Here is a 12,181-nt window from a genome sequence, read left to right on the forward strand (position 1 = left end):
GGCCAAGCGCGCGCGGTTCGGGGTTCGTCGGGTCAGGATGGGGGCATGCGTCCTGATCACCCCTTTCACCAGCACCGCGGCGCCGCGCGCGGTGCGAGCCGGGTCCTTTGTTCGCTTGCCGCGCTGATGGCCGGGACCTCGGCGACGGTGTTCGGCGCGGCTCCGGCGGGGGCGATCGTCGGCGGCAGCGCGGCGTCCCAGGGCGAGTACCCGTTCATGGTGTCGCTGCGGGAGAACGGCTACGCCTACTGCGGCGGCACGCTCGTGGCGCCCTCCTGGGTGCTGACGGCCGCGCACTGCGTCAGCGGGCGCACGGCGTCGGAGTTGAGCGCGGTGGTGGACCAGGCGGCGCGGGACGGCTCGGCGGGGGAGTCGCTCAGCGTGGACCGCACGGTGGTGGACCCGCGGTACGACGCGAACTCGGAGGACTACGACGCGGCGCTCGTGCACCTCACGACGCCCGCGTACGGCGTTCAATCGATCGCGATCGACCCAGCCGGCTCCGGCGATACGGCGTACGCGCAGGCCGGAAAGGTCGCGACCGTGATCGGCTACGGTTCGGTCGATCCCGAGGACGTCAACGGGAACGGCGCGATCCAATACCCCGCGACGCTCCAGCAGACGACCGTCGCGATCGACTCCGACAGCACCTGCAGTTCGGTCTTCAACGGCACCTCGGAACCCGCCGCGCACACCACGCTCATGCTCTGCGCGGGCGGCGACGGCGTGCACGACGCGTGCGTGGGGGACAGCGGCGGCCCGCTGATGGTGATGGACGGGGCCGCGGGCTGGACGCAGGTCGGGATTGTCAGCTGGGGCGCCGGCTGCGCGGTGCGCGGTGTGCCCGGCGTCTACACGCGGCTGTCCGATCAGCAGATCAACGCCTTCGTGAAGAGCACCATCAACGGCTGAGCGCCAGTCCTCCGGGCAGATTCCCTCCGTACGCTCAGCGTTCACAAGCCGCGCGCGTGCGACGGCCCGCGGTGGTAGATCATGGGTCCGTGCGGGATTACGCCTACTTCGACGGACGGCTGGCCACCGGGCTGGCCGAGCTGAGCCACGACCCGGCCGTGCTCGACGGTCCCGGGTGGTGGGCCGTGGTGGGCACCTTCGAGGGGGAGTGGACCTTCGCCCGGTTCACGGACGTCCGGGTGGCGCCGCTGCCGGACGGCCTGTGGTCGGGCCCGAGCGAGAGCGCGTGGCGCACCTCGCTCGGGCGCCGTGCGTACGAGCAGGGCGTGCGGGAGATCCGGGAGCAGATCGCCCAGGGCTGGATCTACCAGGTGAACCTGTGCCGCGTGCTCACGGCGCCGGTCTCCGGCCGGTCCGAGCCGGCCGGGCTCGCGCGCGTGCTGGCGGCCGGGAACCCCGCGCCGTACGCCGGGGTCGTGGACCTGCCCGACGCCGGGGTGCGGGTCGTCTCGGCCTCGCCGGAGCTTTTCCTGTCCCGCAGCGGAGACGTGCTCGCCTCCGGGCCGATCAAGGGCACCGGGAAGACGGCCGAGGACCTGCTGCCCAAGGACACCGCCGAGAACGTGATGATCGTCGACCTGGTGCGCAACGATCTGGCGCACGTCGCCGAGCCGGGGACCGTGGACGTGCCCGAGCTGTGCGTCGTCCGCCGGCACCCCGGCCTGGTGCACCTGGAGTCCCGGGTCACCGCGCGCATCCGGCAGGGCCAGGGCTGGCCCGGCATCCTGGACGCGACGTTCCCGCCCGGATCGGTGACCGGCGCCCCGAAGTACAGCGCGCTCAAGACGATCGCCGAGCTGGAACGGGAGGCGCGCGGGCCCTACTGCGGCGCGATCGGCTGGGTGGACGGCGACCGGCGGCAGGCGCGGCTGGCCGTCGGCATCCGCACCTTCTGGCTCGAGCACGGCCTGCTGCGCTTCGGCACCGGAGCCGGGATCACCTGGGGCTCGGACCCGGCCCGGGAGTGGGCGGAGACCGAGCTCAAGGCCGCCCGGCTGATCGGCCTGGCCAACGCCTCGAATAAGTGAACCCCGCCGCGTCGCGACGGGGTTCCGCGGATCCGCAGCCGGATCCGGAGGCCTTGCCGGTTCAGTTGTCCGCGAACAGGTGCGCGAGCTCGGTGTCGATGTCGTAGTGCCGGTGCTCGGAGCCGGGCGCCACGGCGGCGTTGGTGCGCTTCAGGAAGCTCTCCAGGGCGCGCGCGGGCGCCTCCAGCAGGGCCTCGCCCTCCGGCGAGGAGAGCGCGATGCAGACGATGCCCTGGCCGCGGTTTCGCGAGGGCCAGACGCGGACGTCGCCGCAGCCGGTGGGCCGTCGCAGCCCCTCGGCGAGCAGATCGCGGGCGAATACCCAGTCCACCGTCTCGTTGCCGCCGGTGTGGAACGAAGCGTGCACGGCGTAGGGGTCCGCCGAGTCGTATCGCAGGCCCGCCGGCACCGGTAGTGACGATTCGCTGGAGACGACAAGGCGCAACTGCAGCTCACAGGTCACCGAGGTGCTCATGGCGGCCGGCCTTTCCCGTAGGAGTGCGTTGGGGTTACGCACGGAACGTGGCAAAGATGCCACCGCAGCGTGGTCGGTAAACCCCTGTGGCCGGGATACGCCGCAGGCTTGCGCCGTTGGGCTGATGGCCGCCGGGTCCGTCCCATCGGATCGCGGCCAGGCAGAGGGCGCCGTTCCGGACAGGTCTTGATGCTCTCCTATGGATGTTCGGGATGCACGCAAGCGCGCCGCGCCGCCGGCCAAGATCACCCGGTCGGCGGCGGATCCGGCGCGGCGCGCGGCGGCCGGTGCTCGACGTACGGCGGTTGACCTGGCGGATTCCGGCCGCCCTCCGGAGATCCCGGGGCGGCCCCGGTCGCCGCCACACGGTGGTGGATCGTCCGGACGGGTGCCGCCCGGCGCGCCTTCCCAATACCCTGATGAACCATCCGGCCGGGTCCGGCGACCTCGAACCCTGACGGGCCCGGCCGCCGCGCGGCGCGCCCGGAACATCCTTTCGGCGCAACGGACTACGCCGCGAGCGCCGCGTACGCGCCGGTCTCGAAGTCCGTCGAGACCTCGGGCGGTTGAGGGCCCTGCCATAGCTTCTGGGTGAGCAGGATGCCGATCAGCCCCTCCCGCGGATCGTTGAACCAGGACGTGCCGAGACCGCCGTTCCAGCCGTACCGGCCGACGGCGCCGAGCCCGGTGCGCGCTGTGGTGATCTGCACTCCGAAGCCCCAGCCGGCGGCGTCCCACATGCCCGGGGTCAGGCCGCCGTGCCGCCGGTTGCCTTCGGTGAGGTGGTCGGTCGTCATCAGTTCGACGCTCGGCCGGGACAGGATCCGGGTGCCGCTGTAGACGCCGCCGCCGAGCAGCATCCGCGCGAAGACGAGAAAGTCGTCCACCGTCGAGACGAGGTCACCGCCGCCGTCCGGGAACAGCGGCGGCTCGCTCCAGATCCCGTTCTCGCCCGGATCGACGAGCACCGGCGCCCCCGACTCCGGGTCCGCGCGGTACGCCGAGACGAGCCGCTCCTGCTTCTCCGGCGGCACGTGGAACGCCGTGTCGTCCATGCCCAGCGGCTCGAAGATCCGCTTGTGCAGGTACTCCGGGAACGAGCTGCCGCACGCGCGCGCGATCAGCACCCCGGCCACGGCGAGGCCCTGGTGGTAGAGCCACGCCTCGCCCGGCTGGTAGAGCAGCGGAAGCGCGCCGAGGCGGCGCATGAAAAGGTCGGGCTCCGGCGTCGGCTCCGGCTTGAGCCGCGGCGGCCCGACCGCGACCCCGGCCTCCTCCAGCGCCGCGGTGATCGGCCAGTCCGGCTCGAAGACCAGGCCGAAGCCGGCCCGGAAGCTCAGCAGATCGCGCAGCGTGATCGCCCGCTCGGCGGGCACGGTCTCCGAAAGCGGGCTCGCCGGCGTCTTGAGCACGCGCATCTCGGCGAGCTCCGGCAGGAATCGGTCCACCGGATCGTCGAGGCGCAGCACGCAGTCCTCCACCAGCGTCAGCGCGGCCACGGCCGTGATCGGCTTGCTCATCGAGGCGATCCGGAAGATCGAATCCCGGCTCATCGCCTCGCCGCGGTCCCCGTCCCGCCGCCCGAGCACCTCGACGTGCGTCGAATCGCCCTTCGCCACCGCCGCCACCAGACCGGGCACCGTACCCCGCTGGACGTAGCCCGACAGGATGCGGTGGACGCGGCTCAGACCCCGCGGAGTGAAATCGTTCGCTGCCATGGCACAAGTCAACACCGCCGCCCCGACAAACGCCCGTGCGGCGTTCCGCGGAGAAGTCCGAAATTCCTGAGAATCAACGAAGAAGGGCGGTCAGGGCGGAAACGGGGGAACCGCGAAGATCGGCGGCTCGTTGCACCGGTATCAGTACCGAGGCATAGACGGGAGGATGGGGATGCCGTTCCACTCAGGGTACGGCTACGGCACGGGCGACTGGTTGTGGTCGATCTTCAGTACGGCGCTGTTCGTCGTGCTGGTCACGATGGCGATCCTGCTGCTGATCAGGCTGCTGTCCGGCGGCCGTCGGCAGGGCCCTGGCATGGTGTCCAGGCCGGTCTGGCCCGCCGCGGGTCCCGGGCCGGGCCACGGCCCCGGCGCGCAGAGCGCCGAGCGAATACTCGCCGAGCGCTACGCCCGCGGCGAGATCTCCGAGGAGGAGTACCGCGACAGACTGGAGGTCCTGCGCCAGACCGGTTTCGCCGCAGCCGGCACCGAACCGGGCGCCCGCGGCCCGGCCGTCAGGGGGTAGACCGACAGCGCTTATGGCGGAAGTGCGGATACAGGTAGCGCTTATGGCGGAAGTGCGCAGACCGGTAGCGCTTACGGCGGAAGTGCGGATACAGGTAGCGCTTATGGCGGAAGTGTGCAGGCCGGCAGCGCTTACGGCGGAGGTGTGCAGACCGGCGCGCTTACGGCGAGAGTACGCATAGCGTTGGCACATACGGCGGCGCCTGGGCACAGCCTGTCCCCGAGGCACGCCCGATCGCGGACCGCAGCCAGCACCACGTCCGCAGTGGCAGACGACCAACCCCGCGGTAACCAACCCCGCGGTGACCACCGACCCCGCGGTAACCGACCCCGCGGTAACCGACCCCGCGGTGACCACCGACCCCGCGGTAACCGACCCCGCGGTGACCACCGACCCCGCGGTAACCGACCCCGCGGTACCAACCCCCCAATAGCGGCGTCGGCAAGCTCCTCCAAGACCAGTTCGTCCGACGCGCCGGAGCAGCCGACGTCGGGGGTGAGGTAAGGAGTTTCCCCAGGTGACCACCTCGCCTGCCCGTCAGAGTCCTGAAGCGCGCTCGATCTCGAAGCGAAGCAGCACCCTGTCGTCCCGTTCCATGGTCGCGCGGTACTCGTCCCAGTCGGGGTGCTCCTCGCCGCGCAGGATGCGGTAGTAGTCGACCAGGGCGTCGATCCGGTCCGGGCCGTCGGCGAATTCGGCGGTTCCCTCGACCTGCACCCAGCGGCCGTAGAAGGCGTCGTTGAAGACGCAGAGCGAGACGCGCGGGTCGCGGCGGGCGTTGCGGGCCTTGGCGCGGTCCTCGGTGACGCTGATGATCACCCGGCCGGCCGCGTCGATCCCGGCGGAGACGGGGGACTGCTGGACCTTGCCGTCGCGGCGGTAGGTGGCCAGCACGCCGTGGTGGTTCTCGGCGAGGAAGCGGCGCGCTTCGTCGATGTCGGTCATGTTCGGTGAAACCGTCGCAGGGGCGCTGTGGATTCCCCGATTCGCCCGGCTGCCCCGCCGCACTAGGTCATCCGGGTGTATTCCTGCCACCGGACGGGGTGATCTTCCGGTCACGGCCGCAGATACGGTGGAGTCATGCCCTTCGCCACCGCCCTTGTCTCCATCGAACGTCCCGCGCGCTATGCCAGGCAACTCGTCTCGCACCTCGGCCACCGGGCTGAGACGGCTCAGTCCGCCGACGGCCGCGCGACGATCACCCTGAGCGCCGGTACCTGCGTGGTCGCGCCGGGTGCGCGGCACCTGGAGCTGATCGCCACGTCACAGGACACTGATGGCTTGGAGTCGGTCAAGGACGTGGTCGCGCGGCACCTGCTGCGTTTCGCGGGCGAAGGCTCGGGCGTACGGATCGACTGGTCGCCCACGACGTCGGGCGACGAGGTCGAGCCGGTGCACTTGGCCGTCGCCGACTATGCGCTGGTCAACTCGACGCCGCCGGACGACCTGCTCGGCGAACTGATCGCGCGGACGCGGGAGGCGACCGGCGGTCGGGCCACCATGCAGGTCTCGCACGACGAAGGCACGCTCCTCACGATGCTCGTCCAGCTCGTCGGTGCGAAGAGCGCCGTCGAGGTCGGCACGTTCACCGGCTACTCCTCGATCTGCATCGCACGCGGCCTTGCGCCCGGCGGACGGCTGCTGGCCTGCGACGTAAGCGAGGAGTGGACCTCGATCGCCCGCGAATACTGGCAGCGGGCGGGCGTCGCGGACAGGATCGATCTGAAGATCGCACCGGCGATCGAGACGCTCCGCGGACTACCCGCGACCGCCTCGATCGACTTCGCCTTCATCGACGCGGACAAGGAGAGCTACCCGCTGTACTACGAGGAGATCGTCCGACGGCTGCGCCCCGGCGGCCTCGTCGTGCTGGACAACGTGCTGCGTGGCGGCCGCGTCGTCGACCCGGCGTTCACCGAGTCGCACGTGGTGGTGATGCGCGAACTCAATACCCGCCTCGCCGCCGACGGGCGCGTCGACGTCGTCATGCTGCCGCTGCGGGACGGGGTGACGATCGCCCGCAGGCGATAAGCAGGTAAAATTCGGACATGAGTCAGAACGCCGATTGGGCCAGCCGGTTCGAGAGCGCGCTCGACCGGCAGATCCGGGCCGCGGAGGAGCGCGGAGAGTTCGACGACCTGCCCGGCAAGGGCAAGCCCCTGCCATCCGAGTCGGTCCCGTACCGCCCCGACTGGTGGGTGAACCAGGTCGTGCAGCGCGAGAACGCGGGCTCCTTCGCGATCCCGCCGGTACTGGCCCTCCGCAAGATCGCCGACGAACTCCGCGCCGGCGCGACCGCCTTCTCCTCCGAGCACGAGGTCCGTGAGGCCGTCGACGACTACAACGAGCGCGCCGACGCAGTCCGCTCCCTCCCGCAGGAAGGCCGCCGCGCAATCATCCTCCCGCGCCTCAAGCCGGACGAGATCGTCGAGACCTGGCGCGCCCGGCGCTGATCGCCCGCGGGGATTCTCTACGTCACCGAGCCCACTGCCGGACGAACAGGGTGGCGTCGGAGAGCTCGGCGGTCGGGCCTCGGCCGGCGGTGACCGTGACGGTGACCGTGACGGCGACGGTGACGGTGACCGTGACGGAGACGGCGACGGCGACGGCGACGGCGACGGCGACGGTGATGCACAGGATCGTGTCCTGGGCGGCGTGGCTGCCGGTTGGTCAGCGTCCCGTCAGCCGGAACGAGATCAGGTCCCCGGAATCACGTCCGGTTGATTGGTTCTCTGGTGCCTGGTTCTCCGGATGCCCGGTTGCGCGGTTCTCCGATCGTCCGACTGCCCGGTTGGTCGGTTAGTCAGATGGTCGGATGTCAGCGGCGGTTGCTGGAGCCGGCGCCGGTGGGTTCGGAGCCGATGAGGCGGACGCCGGAGGGGCGGACCAGTTCGCGGTGCATGAGGACTACGTCGTAGCGGTCCTTGTCGACGGCGACGGCGTTGGGGATCACGCCGGTGCGGCGGAAGCCGCAGCGTTCGTACACGGCGATCGCGCCGTGGTTGTTGCCGCGGACCTCCAGACCCAGGACCTCGATGCCGTGCTCGGCGGCGTCGGTGGCGAGGAGGCCGACCAGCATGCGTCCGACGCCGAGGCCGCGCGCGGCGGGCTGGACGCAGACGCGGTCCAGTTCGGCTAGGACGCGGCGGGTGCGGTAGCCGCTGCGGGTCCACTGCGCGGTGCCGAGTATGGCGCCGTTCGGATCCAGGACGACGCCAAGGCCCGCGTCGCCGACGGCGGCGTGCTTCATCAGGCCGTCCAGGTGCCCGCGGTAGTCGGCCGCGGCGAGCGGCGCGGCCAGGCCCAGGGCCTCCTGGCGGCCCACGGCGGCGGCGATGATATCCGCGACCTGGTCTAGGACGGCGTCGTCGGTGCCGGGGTGAACCATCAGCGGTTTCGTCACGGCGACCATGGTCTCATCCGGCGGCTGTGGATCCCATGCCGGTGGCGTGCGTCGGCCGCCGCCTCGGCCCCGTCCCGCAGGCGACGCCGGGTGCTACGGTCAGAATCTCAGTCCCAAGCTGACCTGGCATCGTCGGCACCTACAGCCTCGCTTAGCGGCAGGATCGGCGCGTGTAGGCCGTCGTTCGGGGTTCCCGCGGACAGCGGACGGATCAGCGCACCTAGGCCGTCGTTCGGGGTTCCCGCGGACAACGGACGGATCGGCGCGTGTAGGCCGTCGTCCGGGGTTCGCGTGGACAACGGACGGATCGGCGCACCTAGGCCCTTGTCCGGGGTTCGCATGGACAACGGACGACGGTAGCGGCGCAGCAGGTCCTCTTCGCGGTATCGGCGGGTACGGCGATGCCAGCCGAGTAGGCAGGCGAGCCAGTCGCGTAGCTGCGCGGCACGCGCGTCGAGGGCGGCGCGGGTCTGCGCGTCCAGGCCGTAGTCGGCGCAAGCGAGGGGGAGTTCGACGTCTGCGGCGCGCTGGAACTGGGCCAGGCGTTGCGCCATCACGTCTTCCACGATGCGCAGGGCATCCTCGTACGAGCAGTCGAAGAAGGTCTGCACGACGAGCAGGAGGTTGTGCACCTCGCCCTCGTACTCGATCTCCTTCTGGTACGAGAACACGTCGTTGATCATCAGGCCGTAGTCGGCCGCGCTGTTCTCCAGCGACACGATCGCCTCGTGCCGCGCTAGCTCCGGCGGGACGAGGTCGCCCTGCCTGAGGGCAGCCAGGCACGTCGTGAACTCCGCGCCGAAGGACTTGCGGCGCATCTCGAGGTAATCGATCGGATCGGGGACCTTGTTCAGCGCGTGGTTGTCGAGCTCCCAAAGCCAGCTTTCGAGCATGCCGACGAGCGACTTGCGCAGGTGGCTGCGCGCCGACGGGGTCATGTCGGCGGCCGTTCTGGCCCAGAGGTCGGCGAGGCCGCGCTCCAGGCCGTTCTGCGGCTGCGGCGGAACGGCTCCGTCCTGCGTCGGAACGAACATCTTGAGGCGCTCGGTCTGCAGGGTGGCGCCGAGCCGGTCGCGCTTGCTGCCGAAGACGGCGGGGTAGTAGTCGTCGGCGTATGTTCCCCACGTGAGCCAGGCAGCGCTCAGGCACACGTCGGCGGCCGAGCCGGTCGGGTCGAGGCCGGCGGCGGCCAGCCCGAGGTCGAAGTCCTCGAGCGTCGCGGAGTCCCACAGGCCGTCGCCGAACAGCCCCATCCGCCCGAACCACTCCGTCACGTGCGCGCGAGCCGTCGGGAGGTGCTCGTTGAGCCTCAGCGGGAACGGCAGGTCGAGGTGCGGGATCTGCGAGGGGCCCACGCGCTGGTAGGGCACGTGCGCGAACGTGCGTACGCGGTCCGCGAGATGCTTGACGGTGAACGCTGCGTTCCCCAGGCCGGGAACGCTGAAGACGCTCGCCGGGGGCAGGATCCACGGGCTCTGCGACCGCGTCGCGCCGCCCTTGTTCATGTACCGGCTCGACCTCATGTGCCACTCGTGGCCGCCCGACTGCCAGTCCTGCAGACCCCTGACGTACGCGGCGATCCGCGCGCACGACTCCGGATCCAGCCCCGATTCGAGGATCAGCGCGGGCACTTCGACGAGCGCCGTGTGCTCGAACTGCTGCAGGCGCGAGGTCAGCAGGTCATTGAGACGGTCCGCGGCTTCCTGGGGCGGGCAGTCCAGGAAGACCTGGAACACCAGCACGCCGTTGTCGAGCTCGCCCTCCTGCTCGACCTCGCGCTGGTAGGAGAAGATGTCGTTGCGGAAGTGGATCGAGTCCGAGAACGTGTCGCTGAGCACGCGCATCGGCCGCGTCCGGGAGATGGCCGCCGGCACCTCGGCGTTCGCGGCGTGCTCGACGAGGCACGCGGACCACGGCGCGCCACCCACCCGCCGCCGCATCTCGATGTACTCGACCGGATTCGCGATCCGCGCTGCCCTGATGTTGTCCAGCTCCCACATCGAGGCCATGATCAGGTGACGCGTCGCCTCGGTGAACCGGCGGATCCAGTCCGCGCCCCGGTGCGGCGCCGTGCGCTCCCACAGATCGACGAGGCCGGCCTCGCACGGATTCGTCGGCTCCAGACCGTGGTCCGGCGCCATGAAGGCGCACAATCGGGTGAGATAGGCGTGCGCCTGCGCCCGGTCGCCCTCGGCCTTGAATCGCGCGAGGAAATGGTCGTCGAAAAAGAAAACCCACACATACCATTCGGTGATGAGCGTGAGCATGTCGGGCGACGTATCAGGATGGGTGTAGCCGCACAAGAGCGCATAGTCGTGCGCGGCGAGGTCTTCTCCCGTCCACACGTCGGAATCCTCGAGCATGCCCAGGTCGCGGGCCCACCGGGTCGACTCCACGCGGGCGTGCTGAACGTAGGGACTCAGCCGGGCCGGGTAGGGAACGTAGAAATCGGGCAGTTCGAAAGGCTGCGCCATGCGGGGACGCCTCCCCGCATCGGAGAACTGACATACCACGTCTGCTGACGTATTCACTCGATCGTGTAAAGCGGCGGGAAAAGGCCTTATCGGCCGCGGAATCCCCGCCTAGTGTCCGGCAGCGTGACGATAGAACCCGCGCTCAGCGCGGACACCGAAGAGGCAGCCCGGCAGAGTCTGAGCACCGCCGCCGCGCGGAACCTGGCCACCACCACCAAGACGCCCCCGCAGATGCAGGGGATCTCATCCCGCTGGCTGCTCAGGGTCCTGCCCTGGGTGCAGGTCGACGGTGGCACCTACCGCGTCAACCGGCGGCTGTCCTTCGTCGTCGGCGACGGCAAACTGACCTTCACGAACATCGGCGACCGGGTGAGCGTCGTCCCCGAGGAACTCGGCGAACTCCCCGTGCTGCACGGCTTCACGGACGGCGCGGTCCTCGCCGACCTGGCCGGCCGCTGCGAGCAGCGCGAGTACGCCGCGGGCGAGGTCATCGCGCAGAGCGGCGCGGAGGCCGACTACGCCGTGCTGATCGCGCACGGCAAGGTGACCCGGCACACCAGCGGCAAGTACGGCAACGAGGTGCGGCTCAAGCTCCTCGGCGACTGCGACTACTTCGGGGATTCCGCGCTGACCGGCGACGAGCCCGGCGAATGGCCGTTCACCGCACGCGCCGAGACGAGGGTCATCGCCCTCCTGCTGCCGCGCGCCGCGTTCCTCGCGGTCCGGGACGCCTCGCCCGCGCTCGCCGCGCAGGTCAGCAGCTACCTCGCGCAAACCGAGGCGCGGCAGAACAAGCACGGCGAGGCCGAGATCGAGATCTCCTCGGGCCACGACGGCGAGCCGACGCTGCCCGGAACCTTCGTCGACTACGAGCTCAGCCCCCGCGAATACGACCTCTCCGTCGCGCAGACGGTGCTCCGCGTGCATTCGCGCGTCGCGGACCTCTACAACCAGCCGATGAACCAGGTGGAGCAGCAGCTCAAGCTGACGATCGAGGCCCTGCGCGAGCGCCAGGAGCACGAGCTCGTCAACAACACCGATTTCGGCCTGCTGCACAACGCCGACCTGCGCCAACGCGTGCAGACGCACAGCGGCCCGCCGACGCCGGACGACCTCGACGAACTGCTCTCCCGCCGACGAGAGACGAAGGTGCTGCTCGCGCACCCGAAGGCGATCGCCGCTTTCGCGAAGCAGTGCACGAAGGCCGGCATCTATCCGGCCGGTGCCGAGTACCTCGGCCACCGCGTGCCCGCGTGGCGCGACGTGCCGCTGCTGCCCTGCAACAAGATCCCGATCGGCAAGGACCACACCACCTCGATCATCGCCATGCGGACCGGCGAGGACAACCAGGGCGTCGTCGGCCTGCACCAGACCGGCATCCCCGACGAGTACCAGCCCTCGCTCTCGGTGCGCTTCATGGGCATCAACGACCAGGCGGTCATGTCGTACCTGGTCAGCGCTTACTACTCGGCGGCCGTGCTGGTTCCGGACGCGCTCGGCGTGCTGGAGAACGTCGAGATCGTGAGCAACGGCAACAGCTGAGCGCCCGACGCCGGCGTAACCGGCCCCCCTCCTGTCTCTTATA

The 12,181-nt window shown here is 70.4% G+C and carries 11 protein-coding genes; 6 read left to right on the forward strand and 5 right to left on the reverse strand.

All coding sequences use genetic code 11. The features are described from left to right. Window positions 1-45: 45 nt before the first annotated feature. Window positions 46-912: a S1 family peptidase gene (locus KDK95_RS17825; RefSeq protein WP_212519320.1), complete on the forward strand. Its 867-nt coding sequence runs from the start codon at window positions 46-48 to the stop codon at window positions 910-912. An 89-nt stretch (window positions 913-1,001) separates the two neighbouring features. Further along, complete coding sequence (locus KDK95_RS17830; RefSeq protein WP_307844431.1) at window positions 1,002-2,000, forward strand: chorismate-binding protein; 999 nt, start codon at window positions 1,002-1,004, stop codon at window positions 1,998-2,000. Between the two features lie 61 nt (window positions 2,001-2,061). Here the strand turns inward: KDK95_RS17830 and KDK95_RS17835 are convergent, their stop codons facing one another. Next, window positions 2,062-2,475, reverse strand: coding sequence for an SsgA family sporulation/cell division regulator (locus KDK95_RS17835; protein WP_212519322.1), 414 nt, complete (start codon window positions 2,473-2,475; stop codon window positions 2,062-2,064). Window positions 2,476-2,984: 509 nt separating this feature from the next. Next, window positions 2,985-4,193, reverse strand: a complete 1,209-nt coding sequence (locus KDK95_RS17840; RefSeq protein ID WP_212519323.1) for a serine hydrolase domain-containing protein — start codon at window positions 4,191-4,193, stop codon at window positions 2,985-2,987. Window positions 4,194-4,365: 172 nt separating this feature from the next. Between KDK95_RS17840 and KDK95_RS17845 the strand changes: the two genes are divergently transcribed. Next, window positions 4,366-4,719, forward strand: coding sequence for an SHOCT domain-containing protein (locus KDK95_RS17845; protein WP_212519324.1), 354 nt, complete (start codon window positions 4,366-4,368; stop codon window positions 4,717-4,719). Window positions 4,720-5,256: 537 nt separating this feature from the next. Here KDK95_RS17845 and KDK95_RS17850 read toward each other — a convergent pair. Then, window positions 5,257-5,664: a PPOX class F420-dependent oxidoreductase gene (locus KDK95_RS17850; RefSeq protein WP_212519325.1), complete on the reverse strand. Its 408-nt coding sequence runs from the start codon at window positions 5,662-5,664 to the stop codon at window positions 5,257-5,259. A gap of 135 nt (window positions 5,665-5,799) precedes the next feature. Between KDK95_RS17850 and KDK95_RS17855 the strand changes: the two genes are divergently transcribed. After that, complete coding sequence (locus KDK95_RS17855) at window positions 5,800-6,750, forward strand: DUF2218 domain-containing protein (RefSeq protein WP_212519326.1); 951 nt, start codon at window positions 5,800-5,802, stop codon at window positions 6,748-6,750. 17 nt (window positions 6,751-6,767) lie between these two features. Then, a complete protein-coding gene (locus tag KDK95_RS17860; protein ID WP_212519327.1) occupies window positions 6,768-7,172 on the forward strand; it encodes a DnaJ family domain-containing protein in 405 nt (134 codons plus the stop codon). A gap of 365 nt (window positions 7,173-7,537) precedes the next feature. Here the strand turns inward: KDK95_RS17860 and KDK95_RS17865 are convergent, their stop codons facing one another. Both KDK95_RS17865 and KDK95_RS17870 read right to left on the reverse strand, forming a co-directional pair. Beyond that, window positions 7,538-8,122: a GNAT family N-acetyltransferase gene (locus KDK95_RS17865; protein WP_212519328.1), complete on the reverse strand. Its 585-nt coding sequence runs from the start codon at window positions 8,120-8,122 to the stop codon at window positions 7,538-7,540. Window positions 8,123-8,229: 107 nt separating this feature from the next. Next, complete coding sequence (locus KDK95_RS17870; RefSeq protein ID WP_212519329.1) at window positions 8,230-10,596, reverse strand: terpene synthase family protein; 2,367 nt, start codon at window positions 10,594-10,596, stop codon at window positions 8,230-8,232. A gap of 123 nt (window positions 10,597-10,719) precedes the next feature. Here KDK95_RS17870 and KDK95_RS17875 point away from each other — a divergent pair, with 123 nt between their 5' ends. Then, the gene (locus tag KDK95_RS17875) at window positions 10,720-12,138 is read left to right on the forward strand and encodes a family 2B encapsulin nanocompartment shell protein (protein ID WP_212519330.1); all 1,419 of its coding nucleotides are present in this window, start codon (window positions 10,720-10,722) and stop codon (window positions 12,136-12,138) included. The last annotated feature ends 43 nt before the right edge of the window (window positions 12,139-12,181 follow it).

Source organism: Actinospica acidithermotolerans (assembly GCF_018139625.1).
GTDB classification, from domain to species: domain Bacteria; phylum Actinomycetota; class Actinomycetes; order Streptomycetales; family Catenulisporaceae; genus Actinospica; species Actinospica acidithermotolerans.